Source organism: Haloferula sargassicola (assembly GCF_040362925.1).
In the GTDB taxonomy this organism is placed as follows: Bacteria; Verrucomicrobiota; Verrucomicrobiia; order Verrucomicrobiales; family Akkermansiaceae; genus Haloferula; species Haloferula sargassicola.
Window position 1 is genome coordinate 76,001 of record NZ_BAABRI010000021.1, and the last position, 20,744, is coordinate 96,744.

11 protein-coding genes are annotated in these 20,744 nt (G+C 65.1%); 5 read left to right on the forward strand and 6 right to left on the reverse strand.

The annotated features are described in order from the left end of the window. The first annotated feature begins 148 nt into the window (after positions 1–148). Together ABXH26_RS16965 and ABXH26_RS16970 are read left to right on the forward strand one after the other, a co-directional pair. Positions 149–1,630 carry a hypothetical protein gene (locus tag ABXH26_RS16965; RefSeq protein WP_353568286.1) on the forward strand — a complete coding sequence of 494 codons (1,482 nt, stop codon included), beginning with the start codon at positions 149–151 and terminating at the stop codon, positions 1,628–1,630. Positions 1,631–1,641: 11 nt separating this feature from the next. Beyond that, entirely contained in the window at positions 1,642–3,189 is a 1,548-nt protein-coding gene (locus ABXH26_RS16970) for a trypsin-like serine peptidase (RefSeq protein ID WP_353568287.1), read from the forward strand. Positions 3,190–3,198: 9 nt separating this feature from the next. On the opposite strand, the gene ABXH26_RS16975 is transcribed toward ABXH26_RS16970, so the two are convergent. After that, positions 3,199–4,431, reverse strand: coding sequence for an LL-diaminopimelate aminotransferase (locus ABXH26_RS16975; protein ID WP_353568288.1), 1,233 nt, complete (start codon positions 4,429–4,431; stop codon positions 3,199–3,201). 352 nt (positions 4,432–4,783) lie between these two features. Between ABXH26_RS16975 and ABXH26_RS16980 the strand changes: the two genes are divergently transcribed. The 3 genes from ABXH26_RS16980 (at position 4,784) to ABXH26_RS16990 (ending at position 14,311) form a co-directional block, all read left to right on the forward strand. Then, the gene (locus ABXH26_RS16980; protein ID WP_353568289.1) at positions 4,784–9,622 is read left to right on the forward strand and encodes a beta strand repeat-containing protein; all 4,839 of its coding nucleotides are present in this window, start codon (positions 4,784–4,786) and stop codon (positions 9,620–9,622) included. Positions 9,623–9,965: 343 nt separating this feature from the next. Further along, a complete protein-coding gene (locus ABXH26_RS16985) occupies positions 9,966–13,541 on the forward strand; it encodes a hypothetical protein (protein ID WP_353568290.1) in 3,576 nt (1,191 codons plus the stop codon). 14 nt (positions 13,542–13,555) lie between these two features. Then, entirely contained in the window at positions 13,556–14,311 is a 756-nt protein-coding gene (locus ABXH26_RS16990; protein WP_353568291.1) for a hypothetical protein, read from the forward strand. A 67-nt stretch (positions 14,312–14,378) separates the two neighbouring features. On the opposite strand, the gene ABXH26_RS16995 is transcribed toward ABXH26_RS16990, so the two are convergent. The 5 genes from ABXH26_RS16995 to ABXH26_RS17015 all read right to left on the reverse strand — a co-directional run bounded on the left by ABXH26_RS16995 (position 14,379) and on the right by ABXH26_RS17015 (position 20,741). Beyond that, positions 14,379–16,040: a GH39 family glycosyl hydrolase gene (locus tag ABXH26_RS16995; protein WP_353568292.1), complete on the reverse strand. Its 1,662-nt coding sequence runs from the start codon at positions 16,038–16,040 to the stop codon at positions 14,379–14,381. A 45-nt stretch (positions 16,041–16,085) separates the two neighbouring features. Beyond that, a complete protein-coding gene (locus ABXH26_RS17000) occupies positions 16,086–17,399 on the reverse strand; it encodes a glycosyltransferase family protein (protein ID WP_353568293.1) in 1,314 nt (437 codons plus the stop codon). 15 nt (positions 17,400–17,414) lie between these two features. Then, entirely contained in the window at positions 17,415–18,578 is a 1,164-nt protein-coding gene (locus tag ABXH26_RS17005; protein WP_353568294.1) for a glycosyltransferase family protein, read from the reverse strand. Continuing rightward, complete coding sequence (locus tag ABXH26_RS17010) at positions 18,575–19,765, reverse strand: glycosyltransferase family 4 protein (protein WP_353568295.1); 1,191 nt, start codon at positions 19,763–19,765, stop codon at positions 18,575–18,577. The genes ABXH26_RS17005 and ABXH26_RS17010 overlap by 4 nt, the downstream gene beginning before the upstream one ends. A 94-nt stretch (positions 19,766–19,859) precedes the next feature. Continuing rightward, entirely contained in the window at positions 19,860–20,741 is an 882-nt protein-coding gene (locus ABXH26_RS17015) for a hypothetical protein (protein WP_353568296.1), read from the reverse strand. Positions 20,742–20,744: the final 3 nt, after the last annotated feature.

Consider the following 20,744-nt stretch of genomic DNA (forward strand, 5'->3'; position numbering starts at 1 on the left):
GGAATTGCTGGGCCTGAGAAAAAACCTCGCCGAGCGGGGGATCTTTCTCTAGGGGACCGCACCAGTGATTTCCCCCCGTCACTCGAGATCCGCGTGGATTGTGGCCTTGGCGTGCGGTTGGTGGCCGTGCGCGAGTCCCGGGCTTGCCGTGCGCAGTGAGTCGGGCGGGCAGCACGAGTGGATGACGGGGCTGCCGGCGAATCCGACGCCGGTGACCGCGTTTCCGACCTCACCGGAGCTGCTGCGGGCGATCGGATGGCCGAACGGCGGTGACGAATGGCATCGCAACATCGTGCTGGTCTCGCCGCTCCACTTTCTGAGCGTGAGCCACTATCCCTTCGTCAGTTCGGATGCGATCCGTTTCCGCGGAGCGGACGGCGTGGTGCGGGCCTATCCGATCGCCGCGACGGAGTCGGTGATGCGCCACGGCCAGCCGACCGATCTGGTGGTGGGGACGCTGGCGACGCCGGTGGATCCCTCGACCGGCGTGCTGCCCTTTCCCGTGGCCAATCTCGCCGCGCGGGCGGACTACCTGAACCGCGACGTGCTGGTGATCGGCAAGGCGGGGAAGGGCGCCACCAGCCGATATTCCGGCTTCGAAACCCTCGCCGGCCAGGCGCTGCCCTTCAGCAATACCGAGAATATCTACTTCGACTACGTCGTGGCGGCCGGCGCGGCGACGGACCTCCACTTCGAGGGCGGCGATTCGGGATCGCCCACGCTGATGATGGAAGGTGGCCGGCTGTGCCTGACGGGCGTCCACAGCTCGATCTGGAAGTGGTGGAAGCCGCAGGGCTGGGTGGTTTTCAGCGACGATGTCTTTCTGCCGGACTATCTGACGGACATGGACGCCCTGATGGAGCCGCTGGGCTACCACGTGAAACGCCGCTACGCCGAGGCGGTGACGCTGCAGGTGTCGGTCGAGGCGGTGACCCCCATGGCGAGCGGTTCGCCGGGAGAGGTCGGCGTGACGCTGACGGTCGCGGGCGCGGGCATGGCGCACAATCTTTCGGTCGAGATCCATGCCACGGGGGCGTCATGGGTCGGCGGGCCGGGCTGGCTCTGCGAGCACGGGCCGGGCGATACCTGGAGCTGCCGTCGGGCAGGCTTGGCAGCGGGCACAGCGGCTGCGCTGAGCGCCTACTGGCTGGCTTTGCCGGCTGAGGCGGTGTCGGTCGGCGCGACGGCGGTGGCGGACGGCGGAGCGCAGGCCACGGCCGCGGTCCAGGTGAGCACGGCGACCCCCGACCCCTACCAGACTTGGGCGAAATGGCTGCCGGAGCCGGGTCTCGACGCCGATCCGGACCACGACGGGCTGTCGAACCTGCTGGAGTACGCCTTTGGCGGAAACCCGGCCGCAGCGGGCGGCGATCCGCAGCCGGTGGGGGCGATGATCGGCGGCATGCTGCAGCTGGATTTCCCGCGCCGCTCGGATGCCGCCGCGCGCGGGCTGAGCTACGCGGTGGAGTATTCGACCGACCTCGTGAACTGGAGCGCCATGGTGCCGGCGGGCGCCTCGATCTCGGTGCATTCGTTCGGCTCGAGCTGGCCCGGCTTCGAGCAGGTTCAGATCCGTGTGCCGCGGCAGCAGCGCGGCTACGCGAGGGTAAAAGTCAACCTGGCAGGATGATGGTTTCCCCCATGAAAACGGCGGTGCTGTCCGCCCTCGGCATGACCGGCGCGGCGTGCGCGCTGGAGATCCGCGACACCTCCTCGGGGCATTTCGTGTGGCTGTGGGAGATGTATGCGAATGCGACGCTCAACCCCTTGTTCGAGCCCGACCCGAACATCATCCGGCAGGGCACCGGCTGGCCGGACGGGCCGCAGGAGTGGCACCGGAACCTGGCGATGGTCTCGCCGGTGCACTTCATCGGGGTGGCCCACTATCCTTTCGATGAGACCCGGGAGCTGAAATTCCTCGGCTCGGACGGCGTGGTGCGGGGCTACCCGCTGGTCGGGCAGGAAGTGGTGGCGCCCGGCGGCGTGGCCACGGACATCACGGTCGGGACCCTCGCCGAGCCGCTGGATCCCTCGACCGGCGTGAAGCCCTATCCGGTGGCCGTGTTTCCCACCCGCGCGGACTTTCTCCAGCGCGACCTGGTGGTGGTGGGCAAGGCCGGATGGGCGGCGCCCGGGCGCTACGAGGGCTTTGAGATGCTGGTCAACAGCCCGGGCTTCGATACCACGGACTACATTTACTTCGATTTCCCCTACGAGCCGGGCGGGCCGGGCGACCTGCGTTTCCAAGGAGGCGATTCCGGCTCGCCCACGCTGATCCTGCAGGACGGCGAGTGGTGCGTGGTGGGGGTGCACAGCGGCTTGGAGGAGGTTCCGGCGGCGGCGCCGGTCGCCTCGCGCAGCTACGATGCTTTCCTCCCCACCTACTACGGGGAAATCGACGCCCTGATGGAGCCGGAGGGCTACCACCTGATCCGTCGCCACCCGGAAACGGTGGCGCTGACGGTGGCGGCGGATACGGCGGAGCCGCTGGTGGCCGGCCAGCCGGGCACCGTGCAGGTGCGGCTGAGCGGAACCGGGGCCGATGCCCACAATGTGAAGCTGAAGTTCACCGCCGCGGGATTTACCGGCCTGACCGCCGCGGGCTGGGTGCAGGAAAGCCTGACGCCTGGCAGCTGGCGGGGCCGTCGCGGAGGACTCGGGGACGGCGAAACCGTGACGCTGGAGGCGAGCTGGAGCGCGTTGCCGGCCGGGCCGGTGCTTGCCGGAACGGTGGGGGTTTCAGCCGACGGTCATGAACCGGAGAGCGTGCCGGTGTCGTGGCCGGTGATGTCGCCCGCTGCCGCGGCCTACGCGGAGTGGTCGGCGGGACTCGCGGACCCGGCCTTCGATGCGGATCCGGACGGCGATCACCTGCGGAACCTCCTGGAATACGCGGTCGGCGGCGATCCGGCCGTGGCCCAATCGCGGGCCTTCACCTCCACCGGCACCGAGGATGGCCGGCTGGTGATCGAGTTTCCCCGCCGCCTCGACCGGCTGGAGCGCGGGCTGTCGTATGAGGTGCAGTTCGCCTCGGAAGCGTTGATCTGGGGCCCGGAGCTGCCCGAGGGCACGGAGGTGACGACGGGACCCTGCGACCCGCCGCGGGACGGCTTCGAAAAGGTCCGCGTGGCCGTGCCGCCCGCGGGGGGCGCGGGCTTCCTGCGGCTGCAGGTGGCGTTCAGCGGGTGAGCTGCCGTTTCAGCCGAAGATGGTGGCGATGCGCCGGCAGACCTCCTCGACGTTGGCGCGGGAATTGAAGGCGGAGATGCGGAAGTAACCCTCGCCGGCCGCGCCGAAGCCGGCCCCGGGGGTGATCACGACCTGCGCGTCGCCGAGCATCTTGTCGAACATTTCCCACGAGGAAACGCCGGCCGGGCAGGCAACCCAGACGTAGGGCGCGTTTTCGCCGCCGAAGACGGTCAGGCCGGCGGTCCGGCAGGCCTCGCGGAGCAGCGCGGCATTGCCCATGTAGTGCTCGATCAGCTCGGCGACCTGTTGCTTTCCCTGCGGGGAAAAGACGGCCGCGGCGCCCTTCTGGACCGGGTAGGAGGCGCCGTTGAACTTGGTGGAGTGACGGCGGCTCCAGAGCTGGTGGAGCGGCACGCGGGTGCCGTCCGGCGCGCTGCCGGTCACGGTCTTCGGGATCACCACGTAGGCGCAGCGCACGCCAGTGAAGCCGCCGTTTTTCGAAAACGATCGGAACTCGATGCAGCAGTCCCTGGCGCCCTCGATCTCGAAGATGGAGTGGGGGATCAGCGGGTCCTGGATGAAGGCCTCGTAGGCGGCGTCGAAGAGGATGATCGCGTCGTGGGCCTTGGCGTAATCGACCCAGCCCTGGAGCTGCTCGCGGGTGGCCACGGTGCCGGTGGGGTTGTTCGGGAAGCAGAGGTAGATGAGGTCGACCTTTTCGGCGGGCAGGTCGGCCACGAAGCCGTTTTCCGCGGTGCAAGGGAGGTAGACGAGGCCCTCGAAGGCACCGGACTCGCCGGCCTCGCCGGTGTTTCCGGCCATCACGTTGGTATCGACGTAGACCGGATAAACGGGGTCGGTGATGGCGATGCGGTTGCCGCTGCCGAAGATATCGAGGATGTTGCCGGTGTCGCACTTCGAGCCATCGGAAATGAAGACCTCGTCGGCGGCGATGCCGAGCCCGGCGAACTGGTTCTCGACGATGGCCTCGCGGAGAAACGCGTAGCCTTGCTCCGGGCCGTAGCCCTTGAAGGTGGCGCGGTCGCCCTGCTCGTCCACGGCATCGTGCATGGCCTGGCGGACGGCCTCGGGCAGCGGCTCGGTGACGTCGCCGATGCCGCAGCGGATGATCCTGGCGGCCTTGTCCGGATGGGCCTCGGAGAAGGCGTTCACCCGGCGGGCGATTTCGGGGAAAAGGTAGCCGGCTTTGAGCTTGAGGAAGTTCGCGTTGATCGAGGCCATGAGGCCCGCGGTCTATGCCAGCCGGCGGCGGCGGGCAAGCCTCGGAGTTTCCGACCGACGACGCATGCGTGAATCGCCGGAGGTGCCCATTTGAATAAAATTTCACTCTTTAAGACAGACTAATTCCACTTGCTTCGTAGCTGACCGTGCTAGGGTCTCAGCCCTGACCCGGAAAACCCGTGTCGCCCCCGTCTTGAATACGGGTGCCCGGTCTTTCGGCGACAGACCCTATCAACCCGAGAACCAACCCAGACAATCCATGATCAACCCATTATCGGGGGTGACGCGTACGTCCCTCCTGCACTCCGCCTTGTCCACGCGCTACGCTGTAGGCGTCATTACCGGAGCTTCCGTGCTGAGCCTTCAGGCGGCGGTATGGACCGGAAACACCAGCTCGAACTGGGATCTTGGCTCCAACTGGAGCACCGGAGCCGTGCCCAACGCCGATTTCGCCGAAATCGCCACCACGTCTCCGAACATTGCCACCGTTTCCTCGATCATCACGGCCAAGCCGAACGAGATTCGGGTAGGCGTCGCCGGCACCACCGGACGCCTCGACATTACGGCGGGAAGTCTCGGCAGCAACACCGGACAGAACATGCTCGTCGGTCTTGGAGCGGGTGCGAACGGGACACTGAATCTGGCGGATACCTCGGGCTCGGGCGGCACATTCACCGGGCTGGCGCAAGGGAGCGGCAGCCTGTCAGTGGCCGTGCAGGGTCCCGATGCGGCGGGCAATCTGCTGGTGGGCGACACCGGCAACGGCACGGTCAACGTCAACACCAGCGGGAATCTGGCATCCACCAACGATTTGTTTGTCGGAATCAATGGCGGAACCGGCGTGCTGAATCTCGACAACGGTGCCGTCTCGGCCGGTGCAGCGAACAACGGTGTCTGGACCGCTTTCGGGCGCCTTGGCGGTAATGGCACGCTCAACATGTCGGGTGGATCGCTGACTTCCTACGGCAGCCTTTTCATCGCGCGCGACGCTGACTCGCAAGGGTTTGGCACCATGACCGGCGGCAATATCAGCATCATGGATGGTGAATTCGTCCTCGGCGAATCCGCGGGTGTCGGTGTCTTCACGCAAAGCGGGGGTGCCGTGACGACCAACTCGCGGGAAATGTGGATCGGCAACGCTGCCAATGGCGAAGGGACCTACACGCTTCAGGCCGGGACCTTGAATGTCGGCAACTGGCTGGCCATCGGGCGCAACGGCGCGACCGGCACGCTCAATGTTGAGGGAGGAACATTCACCAAGACAGGCAACGGCAACGCCACCATCGGGACCACCACCGACGGCGTCGGAACCATCAATCTGTCGGGTGGCACCATCGACCTGACCACCGGCTCGCTTTTCCTCAGTGAAAACGGGGGAGGCACAGGCAACTGCACCATCAGCGGCGGCACGATGTACATCCGGACGGGGGACATGGATGTCGGCTATGCAGGAAGCGGAACCGGCAATCTCACCCTTTCCGGAGGAACCCTTTACGCGAACGCGATTGATGGGGGTGATGGTGAGGCCAACGTCATCTTCGACGGTGGCACCGTTGTCGCCAACGGGGAGCGGACCGATTTCCTCAACGACTTCGATTCGGGTACCATTAATGCAGGCGGGCTGATCCTTGACTCGAACGGCTTCGCTCTGGGCACGGCCAACATCGAACTCGGTGGAACGGGTGGTCTGACGAAGAACGGTGCCGGCTCGCTCAATCTGGTCAACGTCAACAATCTGATCACTTACGCGGGGCCTACCACGATCAACGAGGGTTCGCTTTCAATACCGGCAGATAATCCCTTTCTTCTGGAAAGGACGGGCGACCTCACCCTCGCCGATAACACCACACTGGGCCTGACCACCCTGTATCTCGGCGATCAACTGGCTCCGGATAATGCCACCTTTGGAACGACCGCGGGCCCGACCACGCTCAATCTCAACTTCGGCGTGTTCGGGGCAACTGACGTGCTCCCGGACGTGCCGATGATCGACGTGACCGGTAATCTGGCAGTCAATGGAGACGTAAACATCAACATCAGCGGCCAAAATTTCAAGACAGGTCGGCTGTTATTGATTCAGTATGATCCGGCGAACCGCTCGGGGACCGGAAGCTTCGTTATCAACAGCGTGCCCAATGGTGTGGCGGGCGATCTGGTAGTGAAAGATAACTATGATGGTAGCGGACTCACGGCCGTCTACCTCAATATCACCAGCGTTTCCCAGCCCCGATGGAATGGAAACGATGCTGATCCGATCATCAGCTACGGCGACCTGACCAACGGTTCCAATACCGTGGTGGTCGATAGCGCCGCGGGCATCGCGGTCGGGCAGACGGTGGTTGGGGAAGAGGCTTCGTTGCCCGAGGGCACCACCGTCACCGCGGTGAGCGGCACAACGGTAACCTTGAGCAATGCCGCGACCATGGATCTGGCGTTTGCGGAACTCAGTTTTGTCCCGGCCGGCTCCAACGATGGCGTATGGGACTTCGTCACGGAAAACTGGGTGGAGCAGTCCACCGGTGAGCCGACGGTTTACACGGATCCCAGCCCGGCATTGTTCGACGACAAGGCGGTCGGGACCACGGATGTCGATCTGGTGGCTGTCGTCTCCCCCTCCGAGGTTCTGTTCAACAACTCGACGCGTTCTTATTCGCTCACCAGTTCCGGGGGCGGCGCGATCGCTGGTTCAGTGGGAATTACCAAATCGGGCACTGCGGCTCTTGAGATCTCGGGCATCTCCAACACCTATACGGGTCCCACTCGACTGCAGGGTGGCACGACCACGGTGGATGTCCTGACATCCGGCGGCGTCGCGAGCCCGATCGGTGCCGCCTCCGCGGATCCAGAGAACCTCGTGCTCGCTGGAGGAACGCTCTATTACACGGGGCCCACGACCTCTATCGACCGCGGTATTTCGACCGAAGGGACCGTGGCAGGTGGCGGACTTCGGATCGACAACGATCTGACGCTGACAAATCAACTGGTTTCGAACGGCGGTAATTTCGTTAAAAGCGGACCCGGCGCGCTGACGGCCACCTACGATGGGGCCAACACCTTCGGGGGTGCCGGCACGGGCATTAACATCCGGAACGGCTCCCTGATTTTCGATGGAACCGGCGGAACCCAGACAAACACGGTCACCAACGGGGTCTGGATCGGCTCTCAGCCGGGATTGGCGGGTAATCTCTCGCTCATCGATACGTCGCTGTCCCTCACCGACTTCTTGGCGATTGGACGCGGCAATGGCTCGGGCGTGACAAGCACCCTGACGGCGGTGGATTCCACTCTCGTGACGGGAGCTTTCAGCTCGGGCTACGCCAACGGACTGGCCGACAATGCTAGCACGCAGGTGGTCACTCTCACGGATTCGAACTGGACGTCGAATGGCAAAATACTCATGGCCGAGAATCTTGGATCGACTTCGGTAGTGACCGTTGGTGGCACCAGCGTCGTGACCAAGACCGCCGACTACATTTCCGTGGGTGTGAACGGCACCGCTACCCTGACGGTGAAGGACAATGCTTCGTTCACGGCGGGCGCCAATGATTTCAACATCAGTGACGTCAACGACTCCACCGGAACTCTCAACATCCAGGATAATGGGGTGGTAACGAGCACCGGCACCTTTTACGTCGGCAAGGGTGGCACGAGCGATGGATTCCTCAACTTGTCCGGAGGCAATCTCAACGCGGGCCTCGCTACCTTCGCTAATGCGGAGAACGCGACCGCTCTCGTCACCCAAACGGGCGGCTCGGCAGTGATGGGTGGCAACGATCGCGTTTGGTTCGGCCAAAATGGCAAGGCAACTTGGAACCAGAGCGGAGGCAGCACCACCTGTAACGGCTACCTGGTGATCGGGCGCCTCGCCCCATCGGTGGCGGAGTGGAACGTCACTGGGGGGACCTTGATCCAGAATCCACCGACACCCGGCGGCTATCCAGGGTTCATCCTGGCGGAGGCCGGCACCGGAACCCTCACGATCTCGGGCAGCGGTGTCGTGGAATCCAACGGCCAGCAGGTGAACGTAGCCACGGGCGGCGGCACCGGGACGCTCAATCTCAATGCCGGCGGCACTCTGCGCACCAACCGGATCATTGAAACCGATGCCGGCACCAGCGCGCTGAATTTCGGCGGTGGAACGCTCGTTGCCAATGCTGGGGCGAATGTTGATTTCGTCAGCGGCATCGACACCACCACTGTCAATTCCGGCGGTCTCACCTTGGACTCCAACGGGCAGACCGTCGCGGTCAATGTGGCGATGCTAGAAGGCAATGGCGGAGGCGGCCTCACCAAAGTGGGCAGCGGTTTCCTCCAGCTGAACGGTGCCAACACCTACACCGGCACCACCACCGTCTCCGCCGGCTCGCTCGGTGGCACTGGCTCGGTGGCGGGACCGCTGATGGTGGAAGCCACCGGAACCCTGGCTCCGGGAGCCTCGGCCGGCACACTGACCGCGGGCAACACGACCATCGCGGGCAGCTACGCCTATGAAATCGACGGCGCGATCGGTGACACGCTGGTGGTGAATGGTGACCTCACTCTGTCCGGCGCGACCCTGGACATCACGCAACTGACTGCCGGCACCGCCGGGAGTTACGTGGTGGCCCAGTACTCGGGTGCCCTGAGTGGCACCTTCACGGTCAATGGCCTGCCCAACGGTTGGTCGATCGACTACGGCACGGGATCCAATTCGCAGATCACCCTGGTCAATCCGAATGGCGGCAGCCCGTTCGGCGACTGGATCGCCGGTTACTTCGGCAGCGAAACGGACCCGGCCATCGTCGGATCCACCGCGGATCCGGATGGCGACGGCCAGTCGAACCTCGTCGAGTTCGCCCTCGGGGGCGTGCCGAACGACGGCAGCGACAATGCCAAGGTCTACTCGATCAAGGCTGACAGCGATGCCGATGGGGATGCCACCGCCGAGTTGCTGATGACGATCGCCGTGCGCTCGGGCACTCCGGCGTTTGCGGGGTCGCCCTCGCCGACTGCCACCCAGGACGGCGTCGTTTACACGGTGCAAGGTTCGCAGGATCTCGCCACCTTCGGGGAGACCGTGGTGCCCGCCAGCGCGGTCACCGCCGGGCTCCCGACCGTGCCAGCCGGCTACGAATACCGCACCTTCAGCCTGAGCGGCTCGAACGGCCTGCCCTCCCGCGGCTTCCTGCGGGTGATGGTGGCCGGGGAATGATTGCGCCGGATTCTTCCGGCTTCCAACCCCGGCTGCCTCAGGCAGCCGGGGTTATTTCGTCCAGACCCTTCGCTTTGAGCGGCCATCCGGGAAGCGGAAGGATCCTCTGCTCCCTAAGCTGCGCCCGGATCCTCTTTTTCTGACGCCAGGCGATCGCCCGGAGGTGGTCCCTCCAAAAAATTCGATTGCCGTTTAAGGAAACGATTCCTACAAATGACACGGTTTTTGTGTAACACCCGCGGTTCCCGGGAAATGCTGCTTTCACTGGGACGTCGTGCATGTCTTTACAATGCCAATCATCCTTTGACTTGTATTTAATTTGTAGTTACAAGTTCCTCAACCCATGAAATCCCTTTCCCAACCCACCGCTCGCAGGTCCGACCGCGGATTTGCCCTGATCATCGTCATTGCGCTGATGGTGTTGCTGTCCCTGCTGGCCGTGGGCCTGCTTGGACTGTCGTCGGTCACCCTGCGGTCCAGCCGCGGGGGTGATGCCATGGCCGTGGCGCGGGCGAATGCCCGGATGGCGCTGACGGTCGCGATCGGCAACCTTCAGAAGGCGATGGGCCCCGACCAGCGGGTGTCCGCCAATTCCTCGGCGGTCAACGGCCCGGGCGGCGAGGCGAACCTGCTCGGGGCGTGGGACAGCTGGCATTGGAACCCGGAATCCGCCAATTCGCCGGACTACACCGACAAGCGCGGCGGCTTCGTGCGTTGGCTGGCCTCGACCGCTGACGAAGATCTGGCCCGCGACATCAAGGCGCCGACGCAGCAGTTCGACGACCCGGTGTGGCTGATCAACCCCGAAACCGTGGGCCAGACCTCCACCGACCCGGATGCCACCAATTCGCTGAGGGCGAACCGGCAGCGGGTGCAGACCACCGATCAGACCGTGGGCGGCCTCGCTTGGGGCGTGATGGACGAATCCCAAAAGGTCGCGATCGCCCTGAAGGGCGAGGACGATGAGGACCTCCAGGTTTCCGAGCGAATCGCGCAACGGGTGGCTCCCCAGCGCGCCGCGCCCGAGGTGTTCCTGCCGGGCATGCAACAGCTTGCGGAATCCGAGTATCCGAAGCTGGTGACCCTCGATACCGCCTCCCTCGCTCTGGGCACGGGGACGGACAAGACGCAGATCCTCGGCCGCCAGGAGGCGATCACGACCCAGTCGATCGGCCTCCTCACCAACGTCGCTGATGGCGGCGTGAAATGGGATCTCACCTCCTTGTTCGAGGGCGATCCTGCGAGGGAATTAGGCCGTGAAACCCTTTATTTCAGCGAAGCCGATGGGGCTCCGACATGGGACTACCTACAGAGCCACTACGCTTTGCAGGAGCGGATCTCGGGGTCGGCTGGGGGTGTCCCTTCTGTCACACTTCTGAGATCTGAACTTCGCCCCAAGTCCATCGGGCTGGACGTGGCACCCACCAGCGAAACCCTGTTGCCGGTGGTGGCGAAAATGCAAATTGTGTTCTCCTTGGTCACCCACTACTCTCACCTTCCCGATCGGGTACAGTTTTACAATACTCAAGCATCTCCGAGAGGAAACACCCGATACGGAGTTCCTCATTTGGTCTATGATCCTGTGATCACTCTATGGAATCCGTATGATGTTGCCATTCGCTTGGAGCAACTTCGGATTCGCCTATGGGATCCACCGGTTTTGTTTGGATTTAAGAAAAATCAGAACTGGCTACGGGACGAATTTGCAAGCGGCAATTATCAAGGTCTAGCCCGCTTCCAAATCAAGAACGAGCACGAGCCTTCGGCCCGTCGTTGGTTCACATTTCTTCTTACTGAAAGCCGGGGCGGAGCGAATCCGCAGCCCGGCGGGACAATCGTCATGCAGCCGGGCGAGGTGAAAGTCTTCTCACCTTGGGTAGAGGGACGATGGACCTGGGGGTATGAAATTGCTGCTGGGGACCCGCGCTCATTCTTCGACTGGAGAGCTGACTCGGAATTTGGTAATGTCGATAACCGCACGAAAAACAAGTATGGAGTGGAGACCATCCCGGGTTGGGACCCGCGTGCTGGGCTCCAGACGGACCACCTCTCGTATTCCGATGCCCGCCCGCCGGCTACCATCTACCAGACTGGCGACCTCAGAGACGGCTGGGTTGCGATTCGGACCGACCACGAGGTTTCGGTCTTCTGCAAGGCGGGGCGCGCATTCCCGGCGACAGGTTCCAACGCGAAGTTTCCGGATTTCCAAATGGATCTTCTGGCGGGCGTGAGGGAGCAGCCCGAGCGGGATATCATCCGCAGCTACAAGTTCCGTTTCAATAACGTCGAGAGCGAGGTGGGCGGACTGTTGAACAACAATGAAATCACCCGCACTTATCAGGTCGGCGATCTGCTGCAGACCCCGGATGACTCCACGCCGGGCGGCAAGACCCCCTTCGCCCTCTTCAGTGTCTCCGCGAAGACCACCAAGGACGTCTTCGACTTCACCAAGCCGTGGATGCACGCGCACCCCGTCAACGAGGGCGGCGAACAGGACACCCGCGAGATCGGCAATGCGATGGATGCCTACGACGTCTCCCTGCGGGAGGTCAGCAGCTTCTACGATTTCCCGATGATCGAGATCGACTCCCAGAACCGCGGGTATCTCGGCGGCACCAGCCGCGCCAACGGCGGGGTTTCGAACGTGCCGATGTTCCACGTGCCGGTGCTTCCGTCCGCGAGCCTCGGCGACCTGATTCCCGCCAATCTGGTGGCGTCCGGCGCCCTGCCACGCTTCACCCACCCGTTCGGAAACTCCTACAGCCATCCGCTGATTCCCACCGACCGCGTCAGCGTCCGCAACCCGGTCACCAGCACGACGTCCGGTGTCCGCTTCGGGAACATGCTCGACCACTCCTATCTCCTGAACGATGCGCTATGGGACCGCTTCTATTTCTCGACCATCGGTGAAATCCAGAACGATGTGACCGGTAACCAATCGACCAAGGGCTTGCTGACCGATTTCCTTGAGGAAAACCCGCGCCAGCTCAACCGCCGGCTGGTCCCGATCGTCAATTCCTCCTCGAACACCGAATCGACGGCCCAGGAAATCGCCAACCTCCCGCCCGCCGAGCGGGCGAGGAAAATGGCGACGGTCATGGGAGTTCCCGGTGCCTTCAACGTCAATTCCGACTCCAAGGACGCCTGGTGGGCGATGCTGACCTCCCTCCGCGACCGCGCCGTGGTCGGATGGGGGGATGCGGACCTGACCGCCGATGGCAAGACCGCCTACCCGCGGGCCTCGTTCCCGCTTGCCGGAGATCCGGACGATCAGGAATCGGGCACCTCCGTGGATGTCGAAGGCGCCAAGCGGTGGGCCGGCTTCCGAGCCTTGACCGATGACCAGCTCGAAAACCTCGCCGAGTCCATCGTCGAGCAGATCCAGGCCCGTGGCAGCACCGATGAGGCGCCGTTCTGCACGCTGGGTGAGTTCGTGAACCGCCGGATCGGCGGCTCATCCGGGCTCCATACCGTCAAAGGTCTGCTCCAGACGGCGATCGAGGAGTCCTCCATCAATGACGAATTCCACCGGCTCGACTCCAATACGATCAACGGCTCGTCCCAGCTCCTGCCGAACGCCACCAAGGGCGAGCAGAACACCTCCGCCCGCCTCGGCTTCTCAGCGGAGGGCGCGCCCTCGATCGTCAGCCAAGGTGACCTGATGATGGCCTTGGCTCCGGTCGCCACCGTGCGGGGTGATACCTTCCGCATCCGTGCCTACGGCGAGTCCCGCGACCCGGCGGACAGGATCACCGCGCAGGCTTACTGCGAGGCCACGGTGCAGCGCGTTCCCGATTATGTGGATCCGGTTGACCAGGCGGAGATCCTTCCGGACGAGCTGACCAGCGAGGTGAACCAGAAGTTCGGCCGTCGCTTCATCCTGACCGGGTTCCGCTGGCTTTCGCCCGACGAGATCTAATGTATGCTGCATCCATGATAAAACCCGCCTTCGCCAAAACCCGCCGAACCCTGCTTCTCGGCCTTCTGACCAGCCTGATCGGTCTGCCGGCCGTCGCCCAGCAAGCACGGGAGGAAGCCGGAATCCGGGTCCGCTGCCTGGCTTTCGTGATCGGTGCCCAGCCGCCACCGGAAGTCTATGCCTTCAATCCCGCCAAAAAGGATGCCGGTAGCGTGAAGCTCGAGGTGAAAACCTTTCTCAACCATCAGGCGGAGACTCTGCCCGACGGCACCCAGAACCTGCTCCTGACCACCGATCCGGACCCATCCAGCACCCTGATCCAGGAGAAGCTGGTGGCCAAGGCCACCCTGCCCGACGGGGCCAGATCGGTGATCCTGCTGTTCGTGCCCGGCACCGGCAAGGCGGGCGATCTGCCCTACCGGATCTTCGTCGTGGACGACACCCGCAAGGCCTTCCCCGAAGGCTCGCTGATGGTGCTCAACATGAGCCCGACCGAAGTGCGGTTCCAGCTCGACGAGAAGGATCTTCGCTTCAAGAAAGGCACCACCAATCTGGTGAAGGAGCTCGATGCGGGCCCCGACAACCTGATCGACATGCGCGCATTCTGCCGCATCGGACCTGGCAATGCGGCCAAAGACTGGAAGCGCATTGCCGCCGCCCGCTGGGCTCCGCCCGGCAAAAAGCGGGTGTTCCAGGTGCTGTTCCTCGATCCGGTGTCTCAGGAGATCCAGCTCCGCGGTTTCACCGACGTGGCCAAGGTGGTCCGCTGAGGTCCCATCCCCGCGTCGTTTCGAGCCTCCCCGGGATCGCTCCCGCGGAGGCTCTTTCGCGCCCGCCTCACAGGCCCTCGATTTCCAGCAGGGACACCCCCTGGCGCGGCAGGGAAAAAGCCAGCTGCGCTTTGCCCGCGGAGTCGGTCCGGACTTCCGGTGCCGACATTTCAGCCAGGCCGCCGGCCTCCATCAACTCGCGGATTTCAGCCCCGGTCGGCTTCTGGGGCGACCCCATCGCCCGCCACATCGTGAAGGCATTGGAGTGGGTTTCGTCGATCCGGAACTGCCGGATGACCGGCTTGGCCGACCCCGGCCAGCCGGCCAGCTCGATGCGGATTTCCGCGGCGGGACCGGGGAGGTCGTCATCGTGATAGTGCCAGGCCAGCACCGTGGCGGTGCGGCCATCGCGGGCCGCGCGGACCCCGACATCCGGCGCGCCCCGCACGCCGTGCGCCACCATTTCCCCGAGTTCCCGCTCGTGGTCGCTGTGCGCCGGCAGCTGGTGGCCGCGCATCTTCGCGAACATCCGGAACACGTTCAGCACCGGCTTGTCGATCCCGCGCGTGGCCAACGAACGGAAGCCCGCGAAGTAACGCTGGTCCTCGAACTCGAAGGCCCAGGTCAGTGCGCCCACGAGATTCACGCCGTGCTTGCGCGCGAGATCGAGTTTCCGGGGAAACGAAGCCGCCGTGTAGCTGGAATACAGGGTGCCGTTGCGGTAGGCGAGGTTCTCCCCCTGACAGGCCGCGCAGCCCTCGGGATCGGACTCGCCGATCACGATCGGCAGCGGCTGGGTTTCAGGAAACTTCGCGATCACCTCGAAGGCTCGGTCGATGTCCCGCAGTTGGTTGGCGATGCCCATGCGCACGTGTCCGTCCACCGTTTCCGGCCGGCCCTTGGCGTGGAAGGAAACGAAATCGAGCGGGGTTCCCGTTTCGCCGGTGGCGGCATTCCGGCCTTCGAGGCAGTGGCGGAGGAAGCTTTCCAGGAAATCCCCGCCCGGCCCGCCGGCGACGTCCGGACCTCCGACGCGGGCTCCCGGGATGGCCCGCCGCACGGCGTTCACCGCGTGGTCATGGAGCCGGAAGAACTCCTCCCTCGTGCCCCGCCAATAGCCGATGTTCGGCTCGTTCCAGGTCTCCCAGAACCAGTGCAGGACCTCCTCCTCGCCGTAGCGCTCCTTGCAGTGCTTGGCCCATTGGAACACCAGCTCCTCCCACCTCCGCCAATCCTTCGGCGGGTAGGCCCAGCCGGTGTAGATCTCGTCGTAATCCGCCTCCGGCGTCCAGTGGTGCCGGTAGGGCACGGGCTTCACCGACAGCGCCTCCGGCATGAAGCCGATCTGCACGTAGGGCCGCACGTGGTTCTCGCGGTAGGCATCGAAGATGCCATCGACGATCTCCCAGTCATAGATCGGCCGGCCGCGGCCGTCCTCGCCATACATGCCGGTCGAACCCCACTTCAGAGCCGGCGTGCCATCGCCGCTGACCATCAGGCTATGGGCCCGGAAAAACACCTCGTCCGGCCGCAGTTCGCCGAGTTCCCCGAGCAACTTGCGGCCGTCCTTCATGGTCGCGTAGTTCGGCTCGTCCGCGCCGAAAAACCGCCAGATCGGCTCCATCGGGCCTTCGTTTCCCGACAGGTCGATCTGGACCGAGACGGGAAACGGATCCGCCGCGAAGGCGGCCGCCGGCAGCAGTGAGAGCAGGGCGAGGAAACGGTTCATGAAGCCCAATCAAGAGCATCGGGCTCGCCGGGACAACCACTTCCGTCAGCGGCGCGGCACGGCGGCCTCCAGCCACTCGCCGAGCACCACCCGCAGCCGCTCCGGGCTGTGCAGGCGACGGTAGCCTTCGAAATCCCGCTCCGCCGGTGTTTCCAACAGCTCCCGGATCGCGGCGGTCGCCTGGCTGGCATTTCCCTCGTCGATGGTTGCCCCCAGCCGGAACTGCTCGACGCGCTGGCCGATGCACTCGCCGCGGCTGGCGATGACCGGGATTTCAAAGGCGGCCGCCTTGCCCAGCGTGCCGCTGCTGCCGGGGAAACCGAGGTAGGCCGCCCACGCCACGCTGAACGAGCGGAACAGCGCGTTGAAATCCGGCTCGGTCGCGATGCGCGGAGCCTCGGGGTCGAAGTGGATGTGATCGATCTCGCCCGACCGGATGCGGCCGACGATTTCCTGGATCCGGCTCTGCTCGCCGGCCTCGAACTCGCTGCGGTCGAAGACCCCGGCGAACACGAAGTAGGTCGGCAGCCCGCCATCCTGCGCCTGCAGCGCGGCATCGAGCATGGTCAGCATGCCCTTGCGCTTCTCCAGCCCGATGAGTCCGACGATCGGGCGACCCTTGGCTTTTTCTCGGATGAAGCGTACCAGCTCGGGCTCCTGCTCCGGCAGCCCGGCCAGGGTCACGTCCGGAAACGGCGTGACCGGATTCCCGATGTGCGACTCCAGCGCTCCGGCGAAGCGCTCGTCGAGGACGCCGACGCCGCGGCACAGCGACGAGCGCATCAGCGCGTCGCCCTTGGCCAGCAGGCGGGCGGCGCGGAGCATCGGGTTGGTGTCGTCGCGATAGTGGTGGTTGCGCAGGTAGAGGCCGCCCCACGGGATGCCGATGGTCGAGGCCGGCACCTCCGGCAGCGGCAGGAAGCGCAGGTAGGTGTCGAGGTACGGGAAATAGGCGGCGTCGATCGGCTGGCCGGACTCCTCCGCCGCGTCGGCGATCGCCTTGGCGGCCTGCTGCCAGCGGTCGAGCGTGTGGTAGGGATCGCCCTCGAAGCGGCCGTTGAAAAGCGAGCGCTTGGCCGGCGGGATGGGATGCGTGCTCCAGCGATCGATCGCCGGGCCCCAGGCGAGCTCGATTTCCCGCGCTCCCGCTTTCGGCTGCGGACAGAAGCCGCTGACCCGCGCGCCGAGATCGAGAAAGGCCGCCGCGAACTGGCCGAAATACATCGGGTGGTGGCCCGCCCAGATGGGATCGATCAGCGCGATGTGCGGCGCCCGTTCGGGGTCCCCGCGGCGCACGCCGGGCCGTTCGCCCGTGCCTTGGCGGCGGGAGAGGGCTTTGGGACCGGGTTTGCGGATCATCGGAGGAGAAAAGTTTCAGGCGGGGCAGAGGCAGTCGGCGAGGGCGTCGCCGCGGTCGCTCCAGTGAAAGGCTCCGCGGCATCGGTCAAGCGCCACGCGGGCGTGGCGGTTGAGCTGGTCGAGGTCGTCGATCACCGCCGCCACCTTCTCCGCCAGGCCAGCGGTGGTGTGGGCGGCGATGGCGCCATCGCCCGCGCTGACCGGCAGCCCGGAGAGCGCGCTTTCGATGGAAGCAAGCGGCAGGCCGCGAAAGATATAATCGAGCGCCTTGAGTTTGAATCCGCCTCCGAGCGCCTCCGGGATCAGCCCGATGCGGGCGCCGCGCAGGTAGGGGTCCATCGAGGGCACGTTGGCGTCGAACTTCGCCCACGGGTAGCGCTTGGCGAGCTCGGCGAAATGGTCGGGATCGGCCTTTCCCACGATCTGGAAATCAATGCCCGCCGCCGGGAAATGCCGGGCGGCATCGCCGAGGAAAGCCTCCAGATTCCGGCGCTTCGCCAGCCATTCGAAGGTGCCGCCGAGCACCACCTTGCGCGGGGTCTCCGCGGTGATCTCCGCGGCATCTCCCTCGGGCACCGGCCCCTCGAATCCCGGCGTGAGCTGGAGGTAGTCCTTGCCCGGAAACTTTTGCCGGAAGGCGGCTTCATCGCGCGGCGTGATGGCGGAGATCCACTTCGCCCGCCGGCACAGCTTGGTTTCCATGCGACCGTATTTCCAGGCATCGTAGCGATACAGCGGCGCGGTCGGGCCACGGCCGCCGGCGGCGATCTCCGCCCGCAGCGCCGTCTCATGGTTGTGGGCGATGTAAAGGACCGGGATTTCCCCGGGGATCAGGTCCAGCGCCCAGCTGCAGGCGGCCTGGTCGATGACCACCCGCTGGAAGTTCTTTGCCGCGATCAGCTCGCGCAGCCGCCGGCGCATCTCCGGATTGCCCATGCGGTGGGCATCGGCCGGCAGCGGGGAAATCATGCAGGACGCGGATTTCGGCGGCATGAAGCAGGGCAGCTCGAAGTCGATGTACTCGATTTCCGAGACCTCGACGCGGTCGCGGTGGGTCAGCACCGTCAGCTCGACCCGGCCGGTCGCCGCCAAGGCGCGCAGGAGGCCGAGCGAGTAGATGATGTCGCCGGCATTGGCCGCCCGCGGCTCTTGTCGGGTGATCCAGAGGCAGCGCGTCATTCGGCGAGGATGCGTTCGAAGTGGTCGGTGATGGGCCCGATGCTGAAGGTCGCCTCGGCGTAGTCGCGGGCCTTTTTTCCCAGCTCCTCCCGGAGTTCCTGCGAACCCCGCAAGCGATCGGCGGTGGCGAGGAAGCTTGCCATGTCGCCGGGCGCGACGGTCAGGCCGGTGCCGTGCTCCTTCGTGATCCGCGCGGCGAGGTTGGCGGCGGGCACCGCCATCAGCAGTGGCCGCCCGGCACAGTGGTAGGCCAGGATTTTCGAGGGCACGGAAAAGACGCCGGCCTCTTCTTCCAGCAGCGCCATCAGCACGTCGCCGCTCGCCAGCACCTGCGGCAGGTCCTCGAAGGGCTGGTACGGCAGGATCAGCAGGTTCTCCAGACCGGCGCCCTCGCGTTGCAACCACTCGGCGCCGAGGCCTTCGGACACCACCACGACGCGCACCGAGGGGTCGTTGCGGTGCCGCCGCGCCAGCTCCAGCAGCATGGCGGGATTGTGTTTCATGCCGATCGTCCCGGTGTAGAGGAATACGAACTTGTCATGCAGGCCGTGGCGCTCTGACCAAGCGTTGCGTTTCCCGGTGACGGGCAGCTCCTCGATGACGGCCCAGTTCGGGACCACATCGATGCGTTCGGGATCCACGCCGAACTCGCGGTCGAGGATCGAGTTGAAATCCTCGGTGATGGTGACGATGCGGTGGCTTTCGCGGAACTGCTTGAGATCGAGGTGGCGGTAGAATTGCCCGAGCAGTCCGCCGACGACCGGCAGCTTCTTTTTCAGCAGCCGCTCGACGGCCAGCGAGTAGAAATCCTGCACCCAGTAGCAGAACCGGCCGCCGCAGCGGACCGTGGCGTTGACGATCGGGCCCTGGGTCTCCGTCGGCGTGTTGCCGGAGAGCACCGCCTCGGGCTTCCACTCGCGGATAAAGGCGGCGACGCGCTTGCCATACTCCACCTCCATGCGCCGGCGGCGGATGAAGGAATACTTGTAGCGCGGGTAGTCGGGATCCATCGGGATCTCGCGGAAATCGACCGTGGCGGGATCGTCGCTACGCCGACGCAGCGCCCCCCGCGGCGTTTGCAGCGAGCTGGCGAAGGTATGGATGACTTCGTGGCCGCGGCGCGATAGCTCACGGCTCAGGGACGGGGCAAAGGGGTGACCCGCGTAGTCGTGGACTACGATTCTCATTTCGGGGGAAACAATGAAGGGTGGGGGGAAAATCCAAATGCTAGGGATCCCCGAATCGAAAGCAACGCCCCCGCCGTAACGGGATCGCGTAGGGTCACTGGTCCGCCGGCTCCTCGGCAGCGGGCGCTTCCTCCTCCGGCCCCGCCTCGTCCGCCGGGGAAATGGTCTCCTTCAGGGATTCGTACAGCTCCTTGCGCGCCGCCTCCACGGCCTCCAGCTCGCGCCGGTCGAGAAACACCGGCAGCACCTTCTCCAGCCCCTCATTGATCCGCTTCCACTCCTGCCGGAAACGATCGGCCGCGGTCCCGGTGGCGTGGAACGGCAGCGCGTCGGGCGAATTCCAGTCGATCCCGCCCACCGTCATGCGGATCTGGTGCAGGGCCTCGATGAAGCGGTCCTCCTTGGTCTTGTTGAAGCCCACGCCCTGGACCGAGAGATAGGGCTCGAGCTGGCGGTAGAGCTCGACGTCCGGCTGCAAGGCCAGCGCGTCCTGCACCACCTTGAACTCCTTCTCCTCCCGGAAGAACCCGCGCAGCGCCTCATCCGTGGTCACCTCCGCCTCGCGCAGCTTGGCCTCGAGGTCCGCCCGCTGGTCGGGCGCGGCGGCGATCCAGGCCGCGGCCAGCTCCTGCTGCTGTTTGCGCAGCCCGGTGATCAGGTTTTCCACATAGGCCTGCTCGGTCACCGTCAGCCCGAGCTCCAGGTAAAGACCGGCCCGCGGGCTGGCGGCCAGCGTCTTGATCTCCTCGGAATTCGGCACCGGGAAGTTCGCCGGCAGCTCGTGCCCCACCGACGCGGCGGAGCTTTCCACCACCGCCTCCGGCTCCTCCTCGACCCTTTCCGGAGCCGGCTGCGTCGCGCGGAGCGCCTGCAGGTCCGCAAGCTCGCTGCGGTAGTGCTTCAGGCGCGATTCTTCGATCACGACCGTCGCCAGCACGGCGATCACAACGAGCGAGAGGGTGGTGGCGGGCTTCATGAA

Excerpts from the sequence above, each read along its gene's own strand:
- ABXH26_RS16970 (WP_353568287.1), top strand. The coding sequence starts at position 1,642 with ATGAAAACGGCGGTGCTGTCCGCCCTCGGCATGACCGGCGCGGCGTGC.
- ABXH26_RS16975 (WP_353568288.1), bottom strand. The coding sequence starts at position 4,431 with ATGGCCTCGATCAACGCGAACTTCCTCAAGCTCAAAGCCGGCTACCTT.
- ABXH26_RS16985 (WP_353568290.1), top strand. The coding sequence starts at position 9,966 with ATGAAATCCCTTTCCCAACCCACCGCTCGCAGGTCCGACCGCGGATTT.
- ABXH26_RS16990 (WP_353568291.1), top strand. The coding sequence starts at position 13,556 with ATGATAAAACCCGCCTTCGCCAAAACCCGCCGAACCCTGCTTCTCGGC.
- ABXH26_RS16995 (WP_353568292.1), bottom strand. The coding sequence starts at position 16,040 with ATGAACCGTTTCCTCGCCCTGCTCTCACTGCTGCCGGCGGCCGCCTTC.
- ABXH26_RS17000 (WP_353568293.1), bottom strand. The coding sequence starts at position 17,399 with ATGATCCGCAAACCCGGTCCCAAAGCCCTCTCCCGCCGCCAAGGCACG.
- ABXH26_RS17005 (WP_353568294.1), bottom strand. The coding sequence starts at position 18,578 with ATGACGCGCTGCCTCTGGATCACCCGACAAGAGCCGCGGGCGGCCAAT.
- ABXH26_RS17010 (WP_353568295.1), bottom strand. The coding sequence starts at position 19,765 with ATGAGAATCGTAGTCCACGACTACGCGGGTCACCCCTTTGCCCCGTCC.
- ABXH26_RS17015 (WP_353568296.1), bottom strand. The coding sequence starts at position 20,741 with ATGAAGCCCGCCACCACCCTCTCGCTCGTTGTGATCGCCGTGCTGGCG.